We start from the raw sequence: 24,804 nt of genomic DNA on the forward strand, positions 1-24,804 counted from the left end.
CGAGCCTGCTCGCGATAGGGCGCAAAGCGCTCTCCTACAACCCGCCCGTCGCCTGAAAACTCACCCCGATCACCGTCAGCACCGACAACGGCAACAACAACGTATCCAGCAAAGCACTCGCCGGCAGATCAACGCCAGGATAGCTCGGCGCCTCTGCCCCAAAACGATCCATCGCACAGCACCCGCCATTCATGGCGTACAAATCCAGTCGCGTCCCCGCATACACCAACGGCGCGCCCGGCTTGGCAGCATTCAGCGTGCGCGCCGTGGCGCAACCCGCCAATTGCAACGCCAGCACAATCATCAGCAGCTTATTCATCGCTGGTCAGATGGTGTTCGCCCCAACGCGGCAGCATGTCTTGTGGAATGTTCAGCAGGTTGAGGATCCGCGCCACCACGAAGTCAATCAGGTCATCGATGGTCTGCGGTTGATGATAGAAGCCCGGCGATGCCGGCAAAATGGTCACGCCCATATTCGACAACTTGAGCATGTGCTCCAGATGAATGCTCGAATACGGCGCTTCACGCGGCACCAGAATCAGCTGACGACGCTCCTTCAGCGTGACATCAGCGGCGCGCTCGATCAGGTTGTTGCAGGCACCGGTGGCAATGGCCGACAGCGTGCCGGTCGAACAGGGCACGACCACCATGGCCGACGGCGCGCCGGAGCCCGAGGCCACCGGCGACATCCAGTCTTCCTTGCCGTACACCCGAATCTGCCCGGCGGCCGCGCCGGTGTATTCGGTCAGGAAGGCCTGCATCATCTGGGTTTTCGGCGGCAGCGTGACGTCAGTCTCGGTGGCCATCACCAGTTGCGCAGCCTTGGATATCAGGAAGTGCACCTCGCGGTCTTCACGAATCAGGCAGTCCAGCAGGCGCAAACCGTACTGGGCGCCCGAGGCGCCGGTCATCGCCAGCGTGATGCGTTCCGGGCCGTTGTTCATTTAAGCGCCTCGGCAAGTTTGCCGTGCAGGCCGCCGAAGCCGCCGTTGCTCATGATCACCACGTGAGTGCCGGGCTGCGCCTGGCTTTTCACGCGCTCGATAATGCCTTCCAGCGAATCGCTGACAATCGACGGCACCGTGCACAGCGCGGCGGTCGCCGCCAAATCCCAACCGAGGTTGGCGGGTGCATACCAGATCACCTGATCGGCATCGACCACGCTTTCCGGCAAACCGTCGCGGTGAGCGCCGAGCTTCATGGAGTTGGAACGCGGCTCGATGATGGCGATCAGTGGCGCGTCACCGATGCGTTTACGCAGCCCGTCGAGGGTCGTGGCGATGGCCGTCGGGTGGTGAGCGAAGTCGTCATAGATGGTGATGCCACGCACTTCCGCGACTTTCTCCATCCGGCGCTTCACGCTTTTGAACGCGCTCAACGCGGCGATGCCCATGGACGGCACGACACCGACATGCCGCGCGGCTGCCAGGGTCGCCAAGGCGTTAGCGACGTTGTGCTGACCGGTCATGTCCCACTCGACCACGCCTTGAGCGACGCCTTCGAACATCACTTCGAATTTCGAACCGTCTTCGCTCAGCAGTTTGACCTGCCACTGACCGCCAGCGCCGGTGGTTTGCACCGGAGTCCAGCAGCCCATCTCGATCACACGCAGCAAGGCCGGTTCGGTGGTCGGGTGGATCACCAGGCCTTCACTCGGGATAGTCCGCACCAAATGGTGGAACTGTCGCTCGATGGCCGGCAGATCGGGAAAGATGTCGGCGTGATCGAACTCCAGGTTGTTCAGAATCGCCGTGCGTGGGCGGTAGTGGACGAACTTGGAGCGCTTGTCGAAGAACGCACTGTCGTACTCGTCGGCTTCGATCACGAAGAACGGCGTGCCGCCCAGACGCGCCGACACCGAGAAATTCTGCGGCACGCCGCCGATCAGGAAACCAGGGCTCATGCCCGCGTGCTCCAGCACCCAGGCGAGCATGCTGCTGGTGGTGGTCTTGCCGTGCGTGCCGGCCACGGCCAGTACCCAGCGACCTTGCAGCACGTGGTCGGCCAGCCACTGCGGGCCGGAGACGTAAGGCAGGCCTTTGTTCAGTACGTATTCAACCGCCGGGTTACCGCGGGACATGGCGTTGCCGATGACTACCAGATCCGGCGCCGGATCGAGCTGGGCGGGATCGTAGCCTTGAGTCAGTTCAATGCCCTGCGCCTCGAGCTGAGTGCTCATGGGCGGATAGACGTTGGCATCGGAGCCGGTCACGTGATGGCCCAGCTCTTTGGCCAGAACCGCCATCGAACCCATGAAAGTGCCGCAGATACCAAGAATATGAATGTGCATTAGTCGACCTCGTAAAACATGGCCGCAGGTTAGCGTAGGGAGGCGAAAATCGCACCTTGTGTTTCGGATCTCACGGACGCCAATCGCGGGCAAGCCCGCTCCCACAGGTCTTGCGCCATGCCTGAAAATTGTGAACGACTAAGTCCTGTGGGAGCGGGTTTGCCCGCGATTGGTCGCGATGCGGTTTACCGGGCGATCCCGTGCTTACGCAATTTTCGATAAAGGGTATTACGGCTGACACCCAGCTGTTCAGCGGTATGCGTCATATGCCAGCGTGTCTGTTCCAACGCATTCAACAATGCCAGTCGCTCGGCATCATCCAAGGGGTGTTCGGAAAGCTGTTCAACGGCAACAATCGGCATCGGTCGCGTCTGCCGAATCATCGCCGGCAAATCTTCCAGCCCGATCCGCCCGCCGTCACACAACGCCGCCAACGTGCGCAGCACATTGCGCAACTGCCGCACGTTCCCGGGCCAGGCAAAGCCCAACAACGCCTGGCGGGCGGGCTCATCAATCAGCACCGTCTCCACGCCCGCTTCCTGCGCAAGCAAGAAGTCGAGCAACTGTGACTTGTCACTGCGATCGCGTAACGCCGGCAGTGCGATCTCCAGCCCGTTGAGCCGGTAGTACAAATCCTCGCGGAAGCTGCCGTCCTGCACCCGTTCCAGCAAATTACGGTGAGTGGCGCTGATGATCCGCACATTGACCGACTCCGGCTCACCGCCAATCGGCACTACTTGCCGATCCTCCAGCACTCTTAACAGCCGGGTCTGCAATGCCAGCGGCATGTCGCCGATTTCATCGAGAAACAACGTCCCGCCATCGGCCTGCTGCAACTTGCCGCGCATGCCTTCCTTGCGTGCGCCAGTGAAGCTGCCGCCGCGATAGCCAAACAGCTCGCTTTCGATCAGGCTTTCCGGGATGGCCGCGCAATTGAGCGCAACGAAGGCCTTTTCCGCCCGCTGACTGGCCTGATGCACCGCTTTGGCAAAGGCCTCTTTGCCGGACCCGGTTTCACCATTGATCAACAGCGGCACATCCCGTTCGAAGACGCGCAGGGATTTGCGGAAGTCGTCCTGCAAACCCGTATCGCCCAGACAAATGCTCGACAGTCGCGCAGGCTCGGCAGTGACCTGGCTTGGCACCACAGGCACCGGAATGCTACGCGGCTGGCCGCGCAACACCGCAAACAGGCTCCGCCCGTCGCGGGTGCGCAGCGGCCAACTGGCGCTGGCATTGACACTCGCGCGGCCCAGCAACTCATCCAGCGAACAATCGAAAAACGCCTCCACCGGTTTGCCCAGCAGCCCGCCGCGAATATGCCCCAGCAGGTTCAGCGCGCTCTGATTGACCGCGCTGATCCGCCCTTCGCCGTCGAACGCCAGCAGCCCTTCGCTGAACAAGCCGACGGATTCCGCCTGCAGGTGAAAACGCAGCAACCATTGATTGTCGAAGTAGCGCAGGAAATAGCAGCTCTCGATCATCTTCGCCGACAGATTGACCAGCGCCATAGTGTGGAACTGACTCTGCCGCGAGACTTCGTGCCGCGCCGAGGAAACGTCGAGCACCGCCAGCAGTTCGCCATGCGGATCGAACACCGGGCTCGCCGAGCAGGTCAGGCCGGTGTGACGGCCGCGAAAGTGTTCGTCCTGGTGGATGGTCAGCGACTGGCGTTCCACCAGGCAGGTGCCGATGCCGTTGGTGCCTTCGCAGGCCTCGCTCCAGTCGGCGCCGAGCCAGAGGCCGGCGCGCTCGAAAATCTTCCGCTCGGCAGGTGCCGTCACGCAGTTGAGGATCACCCCGCGCGCATCGGTCAGCAGCACCGCATGACCGGCGCCGGAGAGTTGCTGATGCAGGCTGCTCATTTCGTTGCCGGCAATGTGCAGCACTTGCTGCAAGCGCTCGCGGCTTTCGAGGACGCGGCCATGTTCCAGCACCGTTGGCGCCATCGTCAGGGCCGGGTCGAGGTGATAGTCCTCAAGACAACGCAGCCAGGACCGCGCGATGGACGGATCGCTGCCGGGACCGTGCAGGTGGGACTTGCCTTGGGTCACCGTCAATACTTGCTGGGCATGGCGACTCAAATGGTTGTCGTGCATTTCTTATTATTCTCCCCGGGGCTCGGCGACCCGTACTGAGGTGATGCCAGAGCATCCTCCAGCCGGGCGAGCATTGCAATGCTGGCAAGACTGCTCAGTCACAAGCTGTGCCATGAACGGTACAAACTGTCACCCGAGGTGTACCGAAAGCGTCACAGGCGCCGCCCGCCCGTCCGACAAAAATCGCGCAAGGCCTTGATTTGCCTGACCTGCAAGGCAGTGGCCCGACCTTTGCTCTACGCTTATAGCAAGCGCACATGCGCTCTCCCTTATAAGCACAAAAGCCAAGGAGAAATCACCATGCGTTACGCTCACCCCGGTACTGAAGGCGCTATCGTTTCGTTCAAGAGCAAATACGGTAACTACATCGGCGGCGAGTTCGTCGCGCCTGTCAAAGGTCAGTACTTCACCAACACCTCGCCAGTGAATGGCCAACCGATTGCCGAATTCCCGCGCTCCACGGCCGAAGACATCGACAAAGCCCTGGACGCTGCCCACGCCGCTGCCGATGCCTGGGGCGCCACGTCCGCTCAGGCGCGCTCGCTGGTGCTGCTGAAAATCGCCGACCGCATCGAGCAGAACCTGGAACTGCTGGCGATCACCGAATCCTGGGACAACGGCAAAGCCGTTCGCGAAACCCTCAACGCCGACATCCCGCTGGCTGCCGACCACTTCCGTTACTTTGCCGGCTGCATCCGCGCGCAGGAAGGCAGCGCCGCCGAGATCGACGGCAACACCGTGGCCTATCACATCCATGAACCACTGGGCGTGGTCGGCCAGATCATCCCGTGGAACTTCCCGATCCTGATGGCCGCGTGGAAACTCGCCCCGGCCCTGGCTGCCGGCAACTGCGTGGTGCTCAAGCCGGCCGAGCAAACCCCGCTGGGCATCACCGTACTCATGGAGCTGATCGGCGACCTGCTGCCGCCAGGCGTGCTGAACGTGGTGCAAGGCTTCGGCAAAGAAGCGGGCGAGGCTCTGGCCACCAGCAAACGCATCGCCAAAATCGCCTTCACCGGCTCGACCCCGGTCGGTTCGCACATCATGAAATGCGCCGCCGAAAACATCATTCCGTCCACCGTGGAGCTGGGTGGCAAGTCGCCGAACATTTTCTTCGAAGACATCATGAAGGCCGAACCGTCGTTCATCGAGAAAGCCGCTGAAGGCCTCGTGCTGGCGTTCTTCAACCAGGGCGAAGTCTGCACCTGCCCGTCCCGTGCACTGGTACAAGAGTCGATCTACGACGAATTCATGAAAGTGGTCATGAACAAAGTCCTGCAAATCAAACGTGGCGACCCGCTGGACACCGACACCATGGTCGGCGCACAGGCGTCCGAGCAACAGTTCGACAAAATCCTTTCGTACCTGGAAATCGCCAAGGGCGAAGGCGCCGAACTGCTGACCGGCGGCAAGATCGAAAAACTCGAGGGCAGCCTGGCGACGGGTTATTACATCCAGCCGACCCTGCTCAAGGGCACCAACAAAATGCGCGTGTTCCAGGAAGAAATCTTTGGCCCGGTGGTGAGCATCACCACGTTCAAGGACGAAGCCGAAGCCCTGGCCATCGCCAACGACACCGAGTTCGGCCTGGGTGCCGGCCTCTGGACCCGCGACATCAACCGCGCCTACCGCATGGGCCGCGCCATCAAGGCCGGTCGCGTGTGGACCAACTGCTATCACCTGTACCCGGCGCATGCCGCGTTCGGTGGTTACAAAAAGTCCGGCGTCGGGCGTGAAACCCACAAAATGATGCTCGATCACTATCAGCAGACCAAAAACCTGCTGGTGAGCTACGACATCAATCCGTTGGGGTTCTTCTAAAAACCGGGGGCGATGCGGGTATTCCTGTGTCGCCCTTTCGATAGTCATCGCGGGCAAGCCCACTCCCACAGGTTTTTGGGGTCAACCCAAAAATCAGGTTCACGCCAAAAACCTGTGGGAGTGGGCTTGCACGCGATGGCGCCCTTAACGACAACATCAAAACATCGCCCTGCCGCTCTGGCATGGGCTTTGCGTGCCCGCTCTACAAGTAAACGCAGTTCCCGAAAGTCCAACAGATCAAACAATAAAAAAGACAGCGAGGACTTATGACTTCTTCCACACAGCTCAAACCCACACTCGGCACCCTGCATTTATGGGGCATTGCCGTCGGCCTGGTGATTTCCGGCGAATACTTCGGCTGGAGTTACGGCTGGGGCACCGCAGGCACCCTGGGTTTCCTCGTCACCGCCCTGATGGTGGCGACGATGTACACCTGCTTCATCTTCAGCTTCACCGAATTGACCACTGCCATTCCTCACGCCGGCGGGCCGTTTGCCTACAGCCGGCGGGCCTTTGGCGAGAAAGGCGGGCTCATCGCCGGCATCGCCACCCTGATCGAATTCGTCTTTGCGCCCCCGGCGATTGCGATGGCCATTGGCGCTTACCTGAACGTGCAATACCCGGAACTTGACCCCAAGATTGCAGCCGTTGGCGCCTATTTCGTCTTCATGACCCTGAATATCCTCGGCGTCAGCATCGCGGCGACCTTCGAATTGGTGGTCACCGTCCTGGCTGTCGCCGAGCTGCTGGTGTTCATGGGCGTGGTCGCGCCGGGCTTCAGTTTCAGCAACTTCGTGCTCAACGGCTGGTCGGGCTCCAACGAGTTCACCATTGCCTCCATCCCCGGCATCTTTGCGGCGATCCCGTTTGCGATCTGGTTTTTCCTCGCCATTGAAGGCGCGGCGATGGCGGCTGAAGAAGCCAAGGACCCGAAACGCACGATTCCCAAGGCGTACGTCAGCGGCATTCTGACGTTGGTATTCCTCGCGATCGGCGTGATGGTGATGGCCGGCGGCGTGGGCGACTGGCGCCAACTGTCGAACATCAACGACCCGCTGCCGCAGGCGATGAAAGCCGTGGTCGGCAACAATTCGACCTGGATGCACATGCTGGTCTGGATCGGCCTGTTCGGGCTGGTGGCGAGTTTCCACGGGATCATTCTCGGTTACTCGCGGCAGTTCTTCGCCTTGGCCCGAGCCGGTTACCTGCCCCGCTCGCTGGCCAAACTGTCGCGCTTCCAGACCCCGCACCGCGCCATTCTGGCCGGCGGCGTGATCGGCATCGCGGCGATCTACAGCGACGGCCTGGTCAACCTGCAAGGGATGACCCTGACGGCTGCAATGATCACCATGTCGGTATTCGGCGCCATCGTGATGTACATCATCAGTATGCTGAGCCTGTTCAAGCTGCGTAAAACCGAGCCGAACCTGGAACGCAGCTTCCGCGCACCGGGCTATCCGATCGTTCCGGGCATTGCGCTGTTTCTGGCGGTGGTGTGCCTGGTGGCGATGGCGTGGTTCAACCCGCTGATCGGCTGCGTGTTCCTTGGCTTCATGGCGGCCGGTTATTTGTATTTCCAACTGACCGCCAAGCAGCGTTTGGATGCACCGGCGGATGCGATGCTCGAAGGCGTGTGAGTTGCACCGGCGCCGGGCCGTATGCCCGGCACCTGCTTTATTGAAGTGCACACAGTTCCCTTGTGGGAGCCAGCCTGCTGGCTCCCACAAGGGTTCGGCGGTGTATTTGAGACATTTATAGAATCAGGAGGACACCGTGGCCACATTCGTCCATACCGTCGGCGCCCAGACCTACCGCTTCGCCAGCCTCAAAGAGGTCATGGCCAAGGCCAGCCCGGCGCGCTCCGGCGATTTCCTGGCTGGCGTCGCCGCCCTCAACGATGGCGAGCGTGTGGCCGCGCAAATGGCCCTGGCCGACATCCCGCTGACTCATTTCCTGCAGGAAGTGCTGATTCCCTACGAGGCCGATGAAGTCACCCGACTGATCATCGACACCCACGACACACAAGCCTTCGCCGCGGTCAGCCACCTGACTGTCGGCGGTTTCCGCGACTGGCTGCTCAGCGATGCCGCCGACGAACAGAGCCTGCGTGCCCTCGCCCCGGGCCTGACGCCGGAAATGGCCGCAGCCGTGTCGAAAATCATGCGCGTACAGGATCTGGTGCTGGTGGCGCAGAAAATCCGCGTGGTCACGCAGTTTCGCGGGACCATGGGCCTGCGCGGGCGCTTATCCACACGCCTGCAACCCAATCATCCCACCGACGAACCGGCGGGCATCGCCGCGAGCATTCTCGACGGGCTGCTGTTCGGCAACGGCGACGCGATGATCGGCATCAACCCGGCCACCGACAGCATTGCCTCGATCTGCGCGATGCTGGAAATGCTAGACGCGATCATCCAGCGCTACGAAATTCCGACACAGGCCTGCGTACTGACCCACGTCACCACGTCCATCGAAGCGATCAACCGCGGCGTTCCGCTGGATCTGGTGTTCCAGTCGATCGCCGGCACCGAAGCGGCCAATGCCAGTTTCGGCATCAACCTGAACGTTTTGCAGGAAGGCTATGACGCCGGTTTGAGCCTGAGTCGCGGCACGCTTGGGCAAAATCTGATGTATTTCGAGACTGGCCAGGGCAGCGCCCTGTCGGCCAACGCCCATCACGGCATCGATCAACAAACCTGCGAAACCCGCGCCTACGCCGTGGCGCGACATTTCAAACCGTTTTTGGTGAACACGGTTGTAGGATTCATCGGCCCGGAGTACCTCTACAACGGCAAACAGATCATTCGCGCCGGCCTCGAAGATCACTTCTGCGGCAAACTGCTGGGCGTGCCGATGGGCTGCGACATCTGTTACACCAACCACGCCGAAGCCGACCAGGACGACATGGACACCTTGCTGACCCTGCTCGGCGTGGCCGGGATCAACTTCATCATGGGCATCCCAGGTTCCGACGACATCATGCTCAACTACCAGACCACCTCGTTCCACGACGCGCTATACGCGCGACAAACCCTGGGCCTGAAACCCGCGCCAGAATTCGAACAGTGGCTGGCCAGAATGGGCATCTTCACCCAGGCAGACGGCAAGATTCATTTCGGCGACCGACTGCCGCCAGCCTTCCGCCAAGCGATGGGGCAACTGGGATGACTGTGGAGATGGATAAACCGCCTGTTGACTCAGAAAATCCATTGCTGCAACTGCGGCGCCTGACCCCGGCGCGGATTGCCCTTGGCCGCACGGGCACCAGCATGCCGACCAGCGCACAGCTGGATTTCCAATACGCCCACGCCCAGGCTCGGGACGCGGTGCACCTGCCCTTCGACCATGCGGGGCTCAGCTCGCAACTGGCCGAATGCGGGTACGAAAGTGTGCTCCTGCACAGCGCCGCCACAAACCGGGACAGTTATTTACAGCGCCCTGACCTGGGGCGGAAATTGAGCGATGAGTCGGCGCAAATCTTGCGCAATCATGCTTCAGCCCATCCCGGCGGCGTCGATCTGGTGATTGTCGTGGCAGATGGTTTGTCGGCACTGGCAGTGCACCGTCATACCGTCCCCTTCCTTGCGCGCATGCGAGAGCAGATCGAAGTCGATGGCTGGACGGTTTCGCCGGTGATTCTGGTAGAACAGGGCCGGGTCGCGGTGTCCGATGAAATCGGTGAGCTGCTGGGCGCCAAAATGGTGGTGATCCTGATTGGCGAACGCCCTGGCCTCAGCTCCCCAGACAGCCTGGGATTGTATTTCACCTACAATCCAAAGGTCGGCCTGACGGATGCCTACCGCAACTGTATCTCCAATGTACGCCTGGAAGGCTTGAGCTATGGCATGGCGGCACACCGATTGCTTTATCTGATGCGTGAAGCCTGTCGGCGGCAGTTGTCGGGGGTCAACCTAAAGGACGAAGCACAGCTTCAGACGCTGGAGTCGGACGCAGGTGCAGACATGAAAGGTAATTTCCTACTGAGTCCGCCGAATGCCTGAACCGTTTCCGCATTGCGTTTCTCATTCGGTTTCAGGCAGGATCGAAACACGGCTGCCCGAGTGAGAACCGTTCGCCGTCAGAGCACGTGAAGACAGCCACTTGAAGACGAGACCTATCGATGCGGATTATTCAAGCGACCCTCGAACACCTGGACCTGCTGACCCCGTTGTTCGTCAAATATCGCGAGTTTTATGGTTCCCTGCCGTATCCGGACTCGTCCCGGGCGTTCCTCGAAAAACGCCTGCGTCGCAAGGAATCGGTGATCTACCTGGCCCTGGCCGATGACGACGATAAAAAGCTGATGGGTTTCTGTCAGCTCTACCCGAGCTTTTCGTCGCTTTCGCTTAAACGCGTGTGGATCCTCAACGACATTTATGTCGCCGAAGACGCCCGCCGTCAGTTGGTCGCAGATAACCTGATGCGCACCGCAAAAAAAATGGCCAAGGAAACCAATGCCGTGCGTATGCGCGTATCCACTAGCAGCGACAACAAAATCGCGCAGAAAACCTACGAATCCATCGGGTTCAAGGAAGACACCGAGTTCAAGAACTACGTGCTGCCGATCAGCGACGAGCTCTGACCTGCATCCCCCCCCTGTAGGAGCAAGCTTGCTCGCGATCGCAATCCGAAATCCGATACCTGTGTTGAATGACACACCGTAATCGCGAGCAAGCTTGCTCCTACAAAAACAGACCACGCCCGCCGTCTGTCTCGTGCGAAATCCCCCGCTACAAACTCGACGCGCTTTTCACTTCTCAGCCCGTATAATGCGGACCTTTCCGGCTTGTAAGAAAAACTACACCCGTCTGTAGCCTTACGCGAAGTCATCCGCACAGGCCTGCCGAGTCGGGCCGTCACCACAGGTGCCCCATGGATTTCAACCCGCTCGACCTTATCCTGCATCTCGATGTTTACCTCGATTTGCTGGTAAACAACTACGGGCCATGGATCTACGCCATCCTGTTTCTGGTGATCTTCTGCGAGACCGGCCTGGTGGTGATGCCCTTCCTGCCGGGTGATTCCCTGCTTTTCATCGCGGGCGCCGTGGCGGCCGGTGGCGGCATGGACCCGGTGTTGCTGGGTGGCCTGCTGATGCTGGCGGCGATTCTCGGCGACAGCACCAACTACGTTATCGGACGAACGGCGGGCGAACGACTGTTCAGCAACCCGAACTCGAAAATCTTCCGCCGCGATTACCTGCAACAAACCCACGACTTCTATGACAAGCACGGCGGCAAAACCGTGACTCTGGCGCGCTTCCTGCCGATCATTCGCACCTTTGCACCGTTCGTCGCCGGCGTAGCGAAAATGCCCTATCCGCGTTTCTTCTTTTTCAGTGTCCTCGGCACCATCCTCTGGGTTGGCGGTTTGGTGACCCTCGGTTACTTCTTCGGCAACGTGCCGTTCATCAAGAAAAACCTGTCGCTGCTGGTGGTGGGCATCATTCTGCTGTCGCTGGTGCCGATGATCATCGGCGTCGTCCGCAGCCGCTTCGGCAACGCCGCGTCCAAAGCTGAACCTCGCTAACCGATGTGGTCGCTCAGCGCCTGGCGTCGCCGGCGCATCCTGGCCAGACACCCGATTGCCGACGACATGTGGCAGCGAGTGCGCCATCACCTGAGTTTTCTCGACGGCATCAGCGCCGCTGAAGACCAATGGCTGCGCGAAGCTTGCGTACTGTTCCTCGAAGACAAACACCTGACCGCCCTGCCCGGCGTCGAACTCCATCAGGAGCAGCGTTTGCTGCTCGCCGCCCAGGCGCAATTGCCGTTGCTGAACCTGGGCGACCTGAACTGGTATCAGGGTTTTCACGAAATCGTTCTCTACCCCGACGACTTCCTCAGCCCCCAGCGCCATCGCGACGCCAGCGGCGTCGAACACGAGTGGGACGGCGAACACAGCGGTGAAGCCTGGCAACAAGGCCCGATCATTCTGGCCTGGCCCGGCGTGATGGCCAGTGGTGGCTGGGAAGGCTACAACCTGGTAATCCACGAACTCGCGCACAAACTCGACATGCTCAACGGCGACGCCAACGGCCTGCCGCCGCTGCACGCAGATATGCGGGTCAGCGACTGGGCCAGCGTCATGCAAGAGGCCTACGACGACCTCGACCAACAACTGGACCGCAACCCGGACGCCGAAACCGCCATCGACCCCTACGCCGCGGAAAACCCCGCCGAGTTCTTCGCCGTCACCAGCGAATACTTCTTCAGCGCCCCGGATTTGCTGCACGAGGCGTATCCTCGGGTGTATGAACAGCTGAAGCTGTTTTACCGACAGGATCCATTGACTCGGCTGCGGCAACTTCTGGCCGAAGACCCGGTCTATCAGGCACGCGACTAAGGTCTACAAGACCCTTGGTGCATGGCATCAACGGCGGAATATGCCTATAATCGCCGCCACTTTTTGGTCAATCCGGCCAAGTGTTTTTGGTCAACTAACGGGGGCACCGCCCAATGAGCTACAGCAAGATTCCGGCTGGCAAAGACCTGCCGAACGACATCTACGTCGCGATCGAGATCCCGGCCAACCACGCGCCGATCAAATACGAAATCGACAAAGACAGCGATTGCCTGTTCGTTGACCGTTTCATGGCCACCCCGATGTTCTACCCGGCCAACTACGGTTACATCCCGAACACCCTGGCTGACGACGGTGACCCCCTCGACGTGCTGGTTGTGACCCCTTACCCGGTTGCTCCAGGTTCCGTGATCCGTGCCCGTCCGGTCGGCATCCTGAACATGACCGACGACGGCGGCGGCGATGCCAAAGTCATCGCAGTGCCACACGACAAGCTGTCCCAGCTGTACGTCGACGTGAAGGAATACACCGACCTGCCACCCCTGCTGATTCAGCAGATCGAGCACTTCTTCGCGAACTACAAAGATCTCGAAAAAGGCAAATGGGTGAAGATCGAAGGCTGGGCCGGTGCAGACGCCGCCCGCGAAGCGATCACCAAGTCGGTTGCTGCCTATAAAGGCTGAGACGCCACTGGCCTTGCGCCACTGACGACTTGAAAAAACCCCGGTTGATCCGGGGTTTTTTGTGCGCGCCGGAAAGGTTTTAAACACGTCGTTTAACACTCCAGCGCATCGGTTTTTTCTTGTTTAATTTTTACTCGATACGTCTTACATGAGGTCGCAAATTTCCCGCGCATTTTGAACGGTTCGTTTATTCAAAGCCTCGCCATACGCCCGTAAACTCGTGCCCATGAAGAAAAAAAACACTAGCGGTCCACGGTTTAAAGCGCTGCTCAAAGTAGCGAACATCACGACGACCGGATTTGCCGAATTCCTCGGCACGGCGCCGCAAAACGTCCACAACTGGTACACCCGCGGCGTGCCCGATCACTGCATGGAAGCCGTCGCCAGAAAGCTCTCGGTCAACAGCGAGTGGCTCAAATATCTCGAAGGCCCGAAAGATGCCAGACACCTGCGGCTGGTCGATGAGACCGGCAGCACCTTCGACGCCCAGGCCATCCGTGGCGTTTACACCGTCATCGAGCCGACCGATGTCGAGTTGCCCTTTTACAAGGAAGCCCCTGTCGGTCCGGGTTCGAACAAAACCCATGTCATCGTGGACACCAGCCAGCCCCTGCGCCTTCCACGCAGCCATCTCGACTCACTGGAAATCAACCATGCGGACGCCATCTGCGCCCATATGATCGGCAACAGCATGGCGGAGAAAATTGCCGACGGATCAACCGTCGCCATTGATCGGGGCCTGACGCAGATCGTGGATGGGGAAATTTATGCGATCGAGCACGACGGAATGCTGCGTATCAAGTACCTGCACCGGACGCCGGGGAATGGATTGCGATTGCGCAGCCACAACAGCGCCGAATACCCGGATGAGACGTTCAGGGCCGCGCAAATCGAAGAGCAGAACATCCGGGTCTTGGGGTGGGTGTTTTGGTGCTCGACACTGAACAAGCGCAGACCGCCAGTGCCGTTCCTGTAACGCCGCGCCGCGACCTTCGCGAGCAAGCGCGCTCCCACAAGGATTGCGCAGTACCTGAAGCAAGCTTGCTCGCGAAGGCGGTGGAACCTTCACCGCAAAACCCGGGTCAGCTACCCGATCCCAAGCAACTGACAGTCCTAACCCGCACACCACGCTGGGAATTCCTCAAAAAAATCAGTATGCTGCGCCCCACATTTGCGCATCGACCCGCGCCGCGGCTCCGATCGCACCGACAAGGCAGATGATTTTCTCGCCGAGTCCCACAGCCGGACGCAAGATCCGGGTGTACGTTTTGAAGGCTGGCGCGGTTTACCAAAAATGAACCAAGCCAGTCCCCGAGAAGCCGGCCACAAGCCGGCTTTTTAATGCCCGCGTTTTGACCTTAAGGTCTCCCCTCAGCAATTGGGCAGCTGCCTGCTGCCCGATTTAATAGTGTCGGCACTGTTTAAACTTTTCACTCACGGATAACTAAACCCCTTAACCAACGTCAACTCCCCTACCGCCCGCATCGGCACCAGAAAAGTCTCCATCTTCTCGCTAGGCGTCCCTTCCTCGGTAATCACCGTCACCTGCGCCGTGGTCAGCGGCTGAACCGCATCCTCCTGTCCGTCCTCATTACTCCGATACCCACCCCCGAAGTAGTTCACATAAACGAGGTATTGCCCTTTGATCGGCGCCGGCATGGCGAAGATTTCCGGGCCATAACCGGTGGTCACGTCCACATCCAGCGCAGCGCCATTAGGCGCGACACGATCGCCGTACCAGATGTGCGCGCCATCGGGCGTGACGAGGTGCAAGTCCAGATCCGTGCCATCGCTGTCCCAAGCCAGCAACACACGCAATTTCGCCGGCGTCGCGCCACCACTGGCATTGAGAAACTGCGTTCGATGCCGCTGCTGACCATCAGGACTGCGGACTTCGACGCTATTGCTGCCATTGGGAAACGAGAACGGTCGATCGAAGCGACCAGTGGGGTCGATTTTCAGCGGCATGCTGACGCCGTTGACGATCAATCGGCCCGGTTCAGTGGACTTGGGCGTGGCTTTGATCTGGCCGGTGATGCGTGCGGTGTTGGCCTGACCTGCCGGGGTATTCACCGAGGAGGCCGGGTAGTTGACGGTCTGGCGGAAGTGTTCGCCTTCGCCTTCGACCGCACCGGTGCGCCAGCCGCCGACGGGGGTGTCGAGTTTGGCGGCGCTTTCAGCCGCGGAAACCGTCGGCAACACGCAAACAGAACAAAGGAACAGGAAGACCTGTGGATAACGGAGTTTCATGGCCTATTCCAGCAAGAGGTGGCGGGCGAGCCCTTCGATGTAGGTTTCATCCTGGCCGTTGGGGTGTGCTTCGAAGGCCAGGTGCAGGTATTCGTGGGTCAGGTCGAGGCGGTCTTGCAGCGACAGCACGCCGCGCACATAAATGCGCTGACGCTCGCGGTCGACGTAGGGGCGGCCGAAAGCGAGGCGGCAGACGGCGAATGTGCTGACTTCGTTGTAGCCGGTTTCGCTTTCGAGACGCTGGCGCCAGCCGCGGCGTTGGGTTTGCAGCCAGTCTTGCGCGGCGGGCAGCGTCTCGCAGGAGGCGACGGGGTTGTCCCAGCGGCTGAGGCTGGCGCGTGGGTAAGCGTGCAGCAGGATGGCGTCGTAGCGTTGGCCGGCGCTGGCTTGTTCGACGGCTTGCTGCCAGGAGAGTTTGTCCGGGCCGGGCTGGTCGGAGTGGTAGGTGACGGTGCTGCCGGCGAGGACCAGGTCGCTGGTCCACGCGGCGATGTTGCGCGACTCGGTGGTGGCCGGGCGTGGGGCGACGCGTTGGCGGCTGCTGCTGTCGTCGATGCTTAGGCAGTCGCCGTTGCGGGTGGCGTTTTGCAGCAGGTAGGTGCGAATGGCGATGGCCAGGGCTTTGGCGGCTTCGGCGGGTTCAGGTTTGGCTTCGCGCTGCAGGACCCGGGCGACGTACTCTTCTCGGTCCAGGCGTGCGACCAGTTTGTCGCCCACCAAAAACAGCTCCCCGTCGCTGTGAATATCCAGTTGATTGCCATTGGCGAATTCAACGCGATAGTCGCCCTGCAAAGGCCCGGAAGAAACAACCCGATCCCCCGCCAGCACGCGCCCGATCGGATAGCGAGAAAACAATCCGACTTCAACGCAACGCCCCGCATCCAAAGGCCAATCAACCGGCAACACAGACGCCAACGCCTGACCGTAATTGCGCAGAACCATCTGACTGGTCCCCCGCCCACCGGCCCAGATCGACGTGCCATCCGCCGTCCAACCAGCAAACCCACCCTGACGCGACGATGGATCGTGATCCCCCAACCAGCTCCAGGTTTTCACCCGCAACCGGCCACCGAGTTCGCCGACGACATTGCCGTCGGCCGCATTCAGCACCACGTCCAGCAACACCCGTCGCGCCTGATCCTGCGCGGGCATCACGGCCAGCATTCGCAGCAACTCCACCACCGAAACCCGCGTGGAAGGCTGCAACGAAGGCAAATCCAGCAGCCACTCAGGCGCCTGTCGCGCCCGCCAATACGAGCGCCAATCTGCGCCGGAAATACCCAACCGCGCCGGCTCAAAATACAAACCGCAGGACTTCACCAGCGCCTGATCACGCTCAATCTTCCCGCCCGCGGTGCAGCAATAGACTTCCTCTTTCGACTGCCCGCGACATTCATAAGCCGGCTCACGTGCGCCGGTGTCCACCAGCCAGCCGTAGACAAACAGCTTCCACAGACTGCCCAATGGCGTTTGAAAATCCGCAGGCAGCGGCTCGCGAGAAATCACTTGAGTCCGACTCAGCGACAGCAATTCACCCTTGAACCCCAGACGCAGCGGTTCGTCCTGCGCTGTCGCCAGCGCAGGGATCAAACACAGCAGCCACCAGAGCCAACGCCGGGTCATGTCAGTTGACCGTGACCTGACCGAGCGCCGGTTTCTGTTCCTGGGCCTGATGCTGCGGCGCGTAGACCTGCGTGAAACGCACCGGCGGCAGGTTGAACTGGCCTTTCTGCGAGAAGCGTACCAGGTGACGCAAGCGCAATTCGCCGCTCAGGGCATCCACCGGAATCGCGTAAGCCATCTGACCCGGTTCGAAGCGTGCCTTCTCCAGCGCCGTCGGTTCAGTGCCAGCCTTGCCCATCAACTTGATGCCCCACGTGGTGCGCTCAACATCCGCGCCCGGTGGCAGCGGCACTTCGATCATCCCGTAGCGCAGCGGTTTTGCGGCTTTGCTGGTGATGATCACTTCGTCCAGATACAGACTGTCGCTGGACAACGGCTTGGTGCCGACCGCTTCCAGTTTGAAGGTGAAAGCTTCATCACCCGGCACCAGACGCGACAAGCGACGGGTGATGGTCACAGCCATCGGATCAACTGGCGGTTGTTTAGTCTGGAAACTCAACGCCGCCCGCAACGGGCGCTCTTGCGTCCCGCTCAGCGACAACACCGCTGGCACCGGCGCAGCGCCCTGCCACGTCCAATACATCTCACCGGTATCACCGTAGTTTTTCTTCCAGCCGTCACCCGGTGCTAGTGCGATGGTGGGCGAAGCCTGCTCGATGCTGCGTTGCAACCAGGTCAGCGCCAACGCGCGTTCCAGGGTCGATTGCTGTGGCAACAGACGCTGCAACAAGGCTTGCGCGTGAGCCTGATCGAAGGCTTGCAGCGACAGGTTCAGCGCTTCGGCAAACGGCTGGGAACTGACCGCCAGACGCTGTTGCGCATCGGGCAATTGACGATTGAAAGCGTCGGGCAACGTCACCTTGGACTGACGAGCCAGCGATGCCGTCAACGTACGCGCCGCCGCCAACCCGAGCGCCGAATCCGGATCGCTCATGACAATGCTGTCTTCGCCATCCTCCATCAGGTTCGCGGCGTTGCCTTCACCCGCTTTCGCCAGGTCATCCATCAAGCCACTGAGCAACGTATTCACCGGCAATTGCATCTGTTTGGCAAACGACAGGATCAACGCCCGTTGCAGCAGTGGCGTGTTTTTCGCCTGCTTGGAATACACCTCCAACACCCGCTGCCAATGCTCCGGCGGCAGGCTCAGCTCCAGCGCTTTGCTGGCGTGCCAATCGGCGTAGTAGGCGTACGCGGTGAGGAACGCGTCCGGTTCACCGTCCATGCCCCACCAGGTGAAGCTTGCCGACGGCCCGGCCATTTGTACCAGGCGCAGACGGCTGTTTTGCATGATTAGGCGCAGGCGATCGCGGATCTGCGGATTCGACGACAAGGTCGGGTACGCAATGCTCAACGGCAGCAAACGACTGGCCGTCTGCTCGACGCCGCCATAGGGATAGCTCAGCAAATCGTCGAGCGCCGAGCGGAACAGCGCTTGCGGGCTGTCATCCAGGCGCAGGCGAATGTCCGTTGCGTCCGCCGGCAAGGTCAGCGGTGTATCACCGCTGGCCACGTCCAGGCTTTGGCTTTGTGTGACCTGCCAGCCTTCGCCGGTCGTGGTCAGGCGCACGGCCAGCGCGTCAGCGGTTTTGCCGTCCTGCACCAGCTCGGCGGTCCACTCGCCACTGGCCAAGGCGAACGCCGGCAATGCGAGGTAGTTGATGCCGTTGTTCAGCGTCACGGGCACCCGTTGTTCGGCGCCGGCGTAATGAATCACCAGCTCAGCCTTGACCGGTTTTTCCGCCTGGCTGAAGGCGAACACGCCGAGATCCGGTTTGTCGCCTGTGCGGAATCTGGTCGGGCCACTCCACTTCAGGTACAGCGGTTTTTCCGAGCGCAGGAATTGCTTTTTCTGCCCTACCTGACCGTCGTCGGCAATGGCCCGCGCCGTGATGCGCCAGCGAGTCAGCGAGTCCGGCATTTTGAAAGTGAAACGGGTTTTGCCGTTGGCGTCGGTGATCAATTCCGGCTGCCATGCAGCGGTGTCGACGTCTTCACGACGTGGCCGCTCCAGCACTTTCACGCCACGTTCGCTGCGGTTGGCTTTGCCCGGCGCACCGGGACTGCCCGGCAACGCGACGTCGTAGCTGATGAACGACAGGCTGGCGCTGGTGCGCACGTTGTTACGGCGCGGGTGGTAGAAAAACTGGTCGATGGTCGGCGCGACTTCCGGTTGCAGCGCGTAGACCATTTCGTCGACCACGCTGACCGTCAGGTGCGCCGGAATCGGCTTGCCGGCAAACTGGGTTGTCAGGTCCACGGATACCGTATCGCCCGGCTGATACACCTCTTTGTCGGTGGCGATGGCCACGTCGATTTGCGGCGCAATCACCTTGATCCCGGCGTTCTGGAAGCTGTACTGGCCGCCCTTGGTGTAGAGCACGGAGAACGTCAGGTTCGGCGCGAAATTGTCCTTCACCGGGATGCGCGCGCGGTATTGGGTGTCGCTGAGTTTTTCCATCTTCAGCCAGTCGCCACCCTTGGACATCAGCGCAGTGGCCTCGACTTTGTCGCGCTCCAGCGACAGCAGCGCATCGCTCACAGGCTCGGGGAAAGTGATCAGCGCGAGGGCTTCATCGCCGGCCTTGTACTCGGGTTTGTCGAGGACAATTTCCACGGTGCCGGGCACGGCCTTGACGCCATCACCGGTGACCGAATGACCGGTCGCACCGACCACACGACCATGCTCATCCTTCAATGTCAGGTTGTAGGTGCCGGGACGCTCGAAGGCCAATGTGAAGCCTTTATCCGTCGCAGCGAGCTTGCCTTCACCAGTGGTCTGATCTTCCAGACGCACCCAGCTGTAGCCGCTCGGCGTGACCGCTTTGCTCTGCTCACTGCCACCTTCATTCAAATAGCGGAATGCGACCTTGTCGCCCACCGCACTGAAGCGCTGCGGCGCGCTCAGGCGGAAACTCGCGGCGCCACGGTCGATGAGGATTTCCTTGGTGGTCTTGACCCGATACGCCGCGCCATCGCTGGCAAAAACGGTGAGCATGTAACGGCTCGGTTTCTCGGCGGCGGGCAGGTCGAGGGTCGCGTTGCCCTTGGAATCGGTGGTCAGTTCGGTGCTGGTCAGCTCCACCGGGAATTGCCCGAGGTATTGCAGTTCGTTGTCGACCATCGACAGTTGCTGAGCGCGCAGGCTCAGGGTCAATTTGGCATTCGCGACGGGCTTGCCGTCAGGGTAGAGCAGCACCAGGCTGCCTTTCACCGGTTCGCCGGTGCGGTAATCCTGCTTGGCCAGGTTCAACGAAATTTCGAAGTGCGGCTTGATGTATTCGGCCACCCGGAAGGCGCTGCTGTAGGCCTGGTCCTTGTAGCTGAAACGCAGTTCATAACCACCGGCCACGGCATTGTCCGGCAACTGGAAACGACCTTGGGTACCCGCCTTGGAATCGAGCTTCAGCGCCAGCGATTGCAGCGCCGTGCCCGTGGCATCGAGCACCGTGACGTTGACGTCGGCGGCAGTCGGCAACACTGAATCGCGAGCATTCTTGAACTCGCGACCGACGATTTTCAACGACACCCAATCCCCCGGCCGATACAGCGGCCGGTCGGTGAAGGCATAAAGTTTGGTGTCGTAGATTTCGCTGTCGTAATAGAAGTTCTCGGAGACAAACACCCCGCCCTCTTCGTCCTCGCCGATCACGAACGAACGCTCCGGGCTGACGTGTTTCAGGCGCAGCAAACCATCGGTGTCGGTGGCGCCGCTGCTCATCACGCCGAGGCCATCGGTCCACAGCACGTTAACTTTCGGCACCGAACTGCCTTCGTGTTTGCGCGCGGCCCAGACCAGCAGTTCATCACCGGCAATCTTGCTCACCGCCACAGTGTTGGAGACGAAAACCATGGTGGTCGCGCGGTACTTGCCGATCAGCGCTTCCACCAGGTACAGGCCCGGCTTCAGGTTGCCCAACGGGATGTACACGTTGCCCGGCGCGACCGTGACGAACTCGCTGGAAGAACCGGCGAGGTTCACCCCAGCAGGCGGCTGGATCGGTTTGGCTTGCCACAACGGATAACGGAACTGACTGACCACCGGCAGGCCCGGAATCAGCGCGAATTGCGGCTGGGCGTCGTAAGGCGTCGGTGCAGCAATCGCAGTGCCCATCTTCAGTTCCGGCACTTCCTCGGTGACTTGTTTGCGCGATTCGTAGGAAAACGCCCGCTGCATCACGCGACGGGATTTGCGGTACCAGTTGTCCCACAGGTACGCGAGGGTATTCGACAGGCCTTCGCCCTTGAACTGGCCGTCGCTGACCACGCGGTGCAGGTTCTTCTGGCGCTTGAGGAAATCCAGCGGTTTATCGATGCGGTACACGCGAATGTCCGCGCCGCCGTAAGGCTCCATGCGGAAGCGACGATAGTCGCGGCCCGGCGCTTCGAGGCGAACCATCGCCTGTTCGTCGCTGGCAAAACTGCTGTCCGCCAACAGGAAAAAGCTTTCACCGGCCACCGGCGTGTAACCGCTCGGCTCGACGGTGTCTTCAGCGTTCACTGCCGAAAAAGGCAGTACCAACACCAACAATAGAGACAGAAAACGCAGCATGCGGGCACCGGTCATTGGGAGAGAAAGTTCAGTCGATAGACGCCGATGAAGTTGGGGTTGGCTGCGTCGGGTATCCATCGGGTGTCCTTCCATGTCATGAGTTGCTGCAGGCTCGCGGATCGCATGCCGTTGTCAGTGGGGGTGGTGGTGCCGGTGTGATAGGCGATGTAGCGGCCCATCCAGATCATCAGGTGCTGGTCGTCGCCCTGATCGAAAAACATCAAGTCGCCGGGCCGGGCTTGCGCCAGGTCGCGGCCAACCAGATGGCTGTTGAACTGAATCAGTTTGATCGCGTTGACGTAAGGCCCGACCTTGCCGCCGCCCTGCTGCCATTGCTGGGCGAGACCGCGTTGGGCTTCGCTCAGTTGCAGCTCCGGCGGCAGGTAGCGGTTGGACAGACCATTGCTGCGCAGCCATTTGTCGTCATGGACTTTCAGCGCTTCGTTGGCGGCAAAACGCACGAGTCCGGCGCAGTCCTGCTGATACCAGCGCGGGCTCGGGCCTTGGGTCAGTTGCTCTTGGGCGATGCGCACGAACCAGGCGCGAAACACCTGGGACTGCTGCGGATCGAGCGGTGCCGCTTCGGTGGCAAATGCGCGACTGCCCAGCAACATCGCCAGCAGGCCGAGGCCTCGGATAAGTGCGGTCACAGGGCTTTCCACTCCAGTGGCAGCCATTGCCAGTGGCCGTCCGGCTCGCTGCCCTCGGGCAAGGTCAACGCGTACTTGCCATAGCCGCCGAGCTTGCGCAGTTTCGGGATCAGGTAGGTTTGCGCGGCGTTATAAAACACCGGTTCCATGTCCTGCGGCAGGCTGTCGAGGGTTTCCTGTTGCATCAGTTGCGCCATGGAATCCGGGCCGAAGTAGACCGGCATCAGCAGGTCTTTGGGCACCACGTCGGCCATCGGCGGGAAACGTTTGTCGAGGGTGCCGAGGGCTTTGTCCACGAGCTTGTCGTCGAGGGAGAACAGCAACGTAGAACCGTGGCGCGCCAGGCTGACTTTCATGAACGCCTTGCCGGTGATTGCATCCGGGTTCTCGGCATCCTTGGCTTTGTAAGGCCCGAAGTTGGAGCTGACCTGGCGCTGCCACTGGTGGTTTTCACCTTCCTGTTTTTCCACCACCGGGAATGCGTGTTCTTCGACGTTGCCTTCGTAGGCGCCGACCATTGAACCGAACAGGCTGCCCAGATCGCCATCGAGTTTGGCGCTGTCATCATCGTTCAGGCTGGCCACCAGCAGCGGCGTGTACAGCCGCGAATCGGCGTACCAGCACAGGCCGGCAGCACCGGCCATGTGTTCGGTCAGGGCCTGCGCCACGGTTTCTTCGGCCCCGAGTTTCACCAGCAGCGGTTTCTGTTGTTCGGCGGCGAGCGGCAGGGCCACGCAAGCACTGGCGCCCATCGGCATGGCTTGCCAGATCGGTTTGAAATCGAAGTCCGGCTGGTTCTCCAGTTCATCCATGGCGAGGAAGCTGTGCCAGCCCTTGTCGTCCATGTCGAAGCGCAGGCCGGCGAAGTTCGGAATGAAACGCTGGTAACCCATGGCCAGCACGCTGGAATTGACCGACAGGCGTTGTTTCACTTCAGGCGCGCGCAGTGGCAGGCCGAAGGCTTCGGGGAACAGTTTCTGGCCGCCGAGCAGTGCTTCCAGCGATTGAGTCGAAACCATGCCGAGCTCATCGATCGGGCCATTACTGTTGTCGTACAGTTTCGAAGGATTGGACAACACCACCAGCTTGTCGCCATGAGAGGCAAACAGCAGCGCTTTGCTGTTGTTGTAGGTGAGCTGATACAGCGGCACCGTATCGCCGGCGACCTTGAGGTCACCGAGTTGGGTCAGCTGCGAATCATCCAGCGCCACTTTCGCCAGCGGCTCCAGCACTTTGGCCAGACCACCACGATCCATCACCAACAAAAAATCTTTCAGACGACCATCCGCCCCGCGCCACAGCGCCACGTCCGCCGGTTGATCGAACAGCTGTTCGATCAGGCTGTCCTGCAATTTCAGGTCATGTTCGTAAATGATCCGCCGCAGACTGCCGATCAAGCCGAGGCGATCGGCGTGCGCTTCGTAATAGAAGACGAAATCTTCAGTGAGGGTTTCCTTAAGGAACGGCACCGCCAGCAAGTCCTTGGGCAACTGGCTCAAGGAATGGGTTTCGAGCAGGCCGTCGGGGCGGCTCATGCCCAGTTTGTCGCTGGCCAACTCTGCGGGCGGCGCCTTGGGTTTGTGCATGAACCAGCCAAGTCCGGCCGCCACGCCAGCCACCAGGATCAGCCCGCCCAGCAGCATTGGCCAACGCCGGGAAGGTTTGGCAGCGGGTGCCTCAGCAGCCGGAGAAACAGTGTTATCGCTCATGTTTACAAAACCCAATCCGTGGTGCGGGATGTTTAATAGTTGAAAGTCTTGACCAGCAGCAGGTCACCGATCGCGCGCAGGGGCACGATGAAGGTCTCGCGTTTTTCGTCGACGGTGTTTTCGTTGAGCACCAGGTTGATTTGCGAGGTGATCACCTCGTTCTGGTTGCTGGTCTCATCGAAGTTATAGCCGCCGCTGCCGAAGTTGCCCCAATAGTTGACGTAAACCAGATAGGTGCCATGCAGCGGCGCGGTCATGGTGAACATTTCCGGACCGGGGCCATCGACGCCGTCCGGGTCCAGGCCACCGCCGTTGCTCATCGCCGGGCGAGCCCAGAACGCATGCTGGCCGTCTGGAGTAATGATGTGCAGGTCGAGCTCGGCTTTCGGATCGTCCCAACCCAACACCACGCGAATCCGAGCCGGAGTGCGCAGGTTGTTGGCTTCATAGAATTGGACGCGCTTGAGGGATTTGCCTTCGGCACTGCGCACTTCGACGCTGTTGGAACCGGCGCCAAACGCATACGGCCGGGCGAAACGCCCTTGGTCGTCGGTGTAGAGGTTCAGTGGATTGCCGTTGACGGCCAGCGTGTGCGGCCCGCGTTGCGCGCCGATGGCTTTGAGCTGGCCTTGGATCATCGTGCGATTGCGCTGCACGCCCCGGTCGATGGGCGGCGTGGGATAGGCAACTTGCGGGTTTTCACTGCGATCGAGCAGGCCGTTGTAGCGCCAGCCGCCCACCGGTTCCGACAGCTCGGCCGTCGGCTCGGCGCAGACAGCGGTCGCGCAAACCAGCCCCATCAGCAATAGAAGAAATGAACGCAT

General features: G+C 60.7%; 19 protein-coding genes. 9 read left to right on the top strand and 10 right to left on the bottom strand.

Annotation, left to right across the window (positions count from 1 at the left end; genetic code table 11):
- Positions 1–34 precede the first annotated feature (34 nt).
- The 4 genes from Q7W83_RS24810 to Q7W83_RS24825 all read right to left on the bottom strand — a co-directional run bounded on the left by Q7W83_RS24810 (position 35) and on the right by Q7W83_RS24825 (position 4,389).
- A complete protein-coding gene (locus tag Q7W83_RS24810) occupies positions 35–319 on the bottom strand; it encodes a YceK/YidQ family lipoprotein (RefSeq protein ID WP_150630360.1) in 285 nt (94 codons plus the stop codon).
- Positions 312–944, bottom strand: a complete 633-nt coding sequence (ubiX, locus tag Q7W83_RS24815) for a flavin prenyltransferase UbiX (RefSeq protein ID WP_008035761.1) — start codon at positions 942–944, stop codon at positions 312–314. The genes Q7W83_RS24810 and ubiX overlap by 8 nt, the downstream gene beginning before the upstream one ends.
- The gene (mpl, locus tag Q7W83_RS24820; RefSeq protein WP_150630359.1) at positions 941–2,290 is read right to left on the bottom strand and encodes a UDP-N-acetylmuramate:L-alanyl-gamma-D-glutamyl-meso-diaminopimelate ligase; all 1,350 of its coding nucleotides are present in this window, start codon (positions 2,288–2,290) and stop codon (positions 941–943) included. Before mpl ends, ubiX begins: the two co-directional genes overlap by 4 nt.
- Positions 2,291–2,475: 185 nt before the next feature.
- Positions 2,476–4,389, bottom strand: a complete 1,914-nt coding sequence (locus Q7W83_RS24825) for a sigma-54-dependent Fis family transcriptional regulator (RefSeq protein WP_150638413.1) — start codon at positions 4,387–4,389, stop codon at positions 2,476–2,478.
- Positions 4,390–4,689: 300 nt separating this feature from the next.
- Between Q7W83_RS24825 and exaC the strand changes: the two genes are divergently transcribed.
- From exaC to Q7W83_RS24870, 9 genes are all read left to right on the top strand, one after another.
- Complete coding sequence (gene exaC / locus Q7W83_RS24830) at positions 4,690–6,210, top strand: acetaldehyde dehydrogenase ExaC (protein WP_017341015.1); 1,521 nt, start codon at positions 4,690–4,692, stop codon at positions 6,208–6,210.
- A 266-nt stretch (positions 6,211–6,476) separates the two neighbouring features.
- Positions 6,477–7,847, top strand: a complete 1,371-nt coding sequence (eat, locus tag Q7W83_RS24835; protein WP_150630356.1) for an ethanolamine permease — start codon at positions 6,477–6,479, stop codon at positions 7,845–7,847.
- Between the two features lie 136 nt (positions 7,848–7,983).
- Positions 7,984–9,378, top strand: coding sequence for an ethanolamine ammonia-lyase subunit EutB (locus Q7W83_RS24840; protein WP_473657484.1), 1,395 nt, complete (start codon positions 7,984–7,986; stop codon positions 9,376–9,378).
- An 8-nt stretch (positions 9,379–9,386) separates the two neighbouring features.
- On the top strand, positions 9,387–10,211 hold the full coding sequence (eutC, locus tag Q7W83_RS24845; RefSeq protein ID WP_191623647.1) for an ethanolamine ammonia-lyase subunit EutC: 825 nt from the start codon (positions 9,387–9,389) through the stop codon (positions 10,209–10,211).
- 119 nt (positions 10,212–10,330) lie between these two features.
- Complete coding sequence (locus Q7W83_RS24850) at positions 10,331–10,792, top strand: GNAT family N-acetyltransferase (RefSeq protein WP_008042983.1); 462 nt, start codon at positions 10,331–10,333, stop codon at positions 10,790–10,792.
- Between the two features lie 290 nt (positions 10,793–11,082).
- Positions 11,083–11,739 carry a DedA family protein gene (locus Q7W83_RS24855; protein WP_150630353.1) on the top strand — a complete coding sequence of 219 codons (657 nt, stop codon included), beginning with the start codon at positions 11,083–11,085 and terminating at the stop codon, positions 11,737–11,739.
- A gap of 3 nt (positions 11,740–11,742) precedes the next feature.
- A complete protein-coding gene (locus Q7W83_RS24860) occupies positions 11,743–12,555 on the top strand; it encodes a M90 family metallopeptidase (protein ID WP_473657488.1) in 813 nt (270 codons plus the stop codon).
- Between the two features lie 113 nt (positions 12,556–12,668).
- Positions 12,669–13,196: an inorganic diphosphatase gene (gene ppa, locus Q7W83_RS24865; protein ID WP_003205933.1), complete on the top strand. Its 528-nt coding sequence runs from the start codon at positions 12,669–12,671 to the stop codon at positions 13,194–13,196.
- A gap of 226 nt (positions 13,197–13,422) precedes the next feature.
- Positions 13,423–14,172, top strand: a complete 750-nt coding sequence (locus tag Q7W83_RS24870; protein WP_150630351.1) for a S24 family peptidase — start codon at positions 13,423–13,425, stop codon at positions 14,170–14,172.
- 458 nt (positions 14,173–14,630) lie between these two features.
- Here Q7W83_RS24870 and Q7W83_RS24875 read toward each other — a convergent pair whose 3' ends face one another.
- The 6 genes from Q7W83_RS24875 to Q7W83_RS24900 are packed head-to-tail and all read right to left on the bottom strand — an operon-like array spanning position 14,631 to position 24,804.
- Positions 14,631–15,446: a YfaP family protein gene (locus Q7W83_RS24875; RefSeq protein WP_150630350.1), complete on the bottom strand. Its 816-nt coding sequence runs from the start codon at positions 15,444–15,446 to the stop codon at positions 14,631–14,633.
- A 3-nt stretch (positions 15,447–15,449) separates the two neighbouring features.
- On the bottom strand, positions 15,450–17,069 hold the full coding sequence (locus Q7W83_RS24880; RefSeq protein WP_150638446.1) for a DUF2300 domain-containing protein: 1,620 nt from the start codon (positions 17,067–17,069) through the stop codon (positions 15,450–15,452).
- A gap of 1 nt (position 17,070) precedes the next feature.
- Positions 17,071–21,636 (bottom strand): alpha-2-macroglobulin family protein, encoded by a 4,566-nt coding sequence (locus tag Q7W83_RS24885; protein WP_473657493.1) that lies wholly within the window; start codon positions 21,634–21,636, stop codon positions 17,071–17,073.
- On the bottom strand, positions 21,633–22,298 hold the full coding sequence (locus tag Q7W83_RS24890) for a DUF1175 domain-containing protein (protein WP_412070962.1): 666 nt from the start codon (positions 22,296–22,298) through the stop codon (positions 21,633–21,635). Before Q7W83_RS24890 ends, Q7W83_RS24885 begins: the two co-directional genes overlap by 4 nt.
- Positions 22,268–23,980: a DUF2138 domain-containing protein gene (locus tag Q7W83_RS24895; protein ID WP_150630347.1), complete on the bottom strand. Its 1,713-nt coding sequence runs from the start codon at positions 23,978–23,980 to the stop codon at positions 22,268–22,270. The genes Q7W83_RS24890 and Q7W83_RS24895 overlap by 31 nt, the downstream gene beginning before the upstream one ends.
- 32 nt (positions 23,981–24,012) lie before the next feature.
- A complete protein-coding gene (locus Q7W83_RS24900; RefSeq protein ID WP_150630346.1) occupies positions 24,013–24,804 on the bottom strand; it encodes a YfaP family protein in 792 nt (263 codons plus the stop codon).

The sequence above is a fragment of the Pseudomonas sp. 300 genome (assembly GCF_055803035.1).

Coding starts and splice junctions, on each gene's coding strand:
- Q7W83_RS24875 (WP_150630350.1), bottom strand. CDS start 15,446: ATGAAACTCCGTTATCCACAGGTCTTCCTGTTCCTTTGTTCTGTTTGC.
- Q7W83_RS24860 (WP_473657488.1), top strand. CDS start 11,743: ATGTGGTCGCTCAGCGCCTGGCGTCGCCGGCGCATCCTGGCCAGACAC.
- exaC (WP_017341015.1), top strand. CDS start 4,690: ATGCGTTACGCTCACCCCGGTACTGAAGGCGCTATCGTTTCGTTCAAG.
- mpl (WP_150630359.1), bottom strand. CDS start 2,290: ATGCACATTCATATTCTTGGTATCTGCGGCACTTTCATGGGTTCGATG.
- Q7W83_RS24890 (WP_412070962.1), bottom strand. CDS start 22,298: ATGGCTGCCACTGGAGTGGAAAGCCCTGTGACCGCACTTATCCGAGGC.
- eat (WP_150630356.1), top strand. CDS start 6,477: ATGACTTCTTCCACACAGCTCAAACCCACACTCGGCACCCTGCATTTA.
- Q7W83_RS24850 (WP_008042983.1), top strand. CDS start 10,331: ATGCGGATTATTCAAGCGACCCTCGAACACCTGGACCTGCTGACCCCG.
- Q7W83_RS24825 (WP_150638413.1), bottom strand. CDS start 4,389: ATGCACGACAACCATTTGAGTCGCCATGCCCAGCAAGTATTGACGGTG.
- eutC (WP_191623647.1), top strand. CDS start 9,387: ATGGATAAACCGCCTGTTGACTCAGAAAATCCATTGCTGCAACTGCGG.
- ubiX (WP_008035761.1), bottom strand. CDS start 944: ATGAACAACGGCCCGGAACGCATCACGCTGGCGATGACCGGCGCCTCG.
- Q7W83_RS24895 (WP_150630347.1), bottom strand. CDS start 23,980: ATGAGCGATAACACTGTTTCTCCGGCTGCTGAGGCACCCGCTGCCAAA.
- Q7W83_RS24900 (WP_150630346.1), bottom strand. CDS start 24,804: ATGCGTTCATTTCTTCTATTGCTGATGGGGCTGGTTTGCGCGACCGCT.
- Q7W83_RS24870 (WP_150630351.1), top strand. CDS start 13,423: ATGAAGAAAAAAAACACTAGCGGTCCACGGTTTAAAGCGCTGCTCAAA.
- Q7W83_RS24810 (WP_150630360.1), bottom strand. CDS start 319: ATGAATAAGCTGCTGATGATTGTGCTGGCGTTGCAATTGGCGGGTTGC.
- Q7W83_RS24885 (WP_473657493.1), bottom strand. CDS start 21,636: ATGACCGGTGCCCGCATGCTGCGTTTTCTGTCTCTATTGTTGGTGTTG.
- Q7W83_RS24855 (WP_150630353.1), top strand. CDS start 11,083: ATGGATTTCAACCCGCTCGACCTTATCCTGCATCTCGATGTTTACCTC.
- Q7W83_RS24880 (WP_150638446.1), bottom strand. CDS start 17,069: ATGACCCGGCGTTGGCTCTGGTGGCTGCTGTGTTTGATCCCTGCGCTG.
- ppa (WP_003205933.1), top strand. CDS start 12,669: ATGAGCTACAGCAAGATTCCGGCTGGCAAAGACCTGCCGAACGACATC.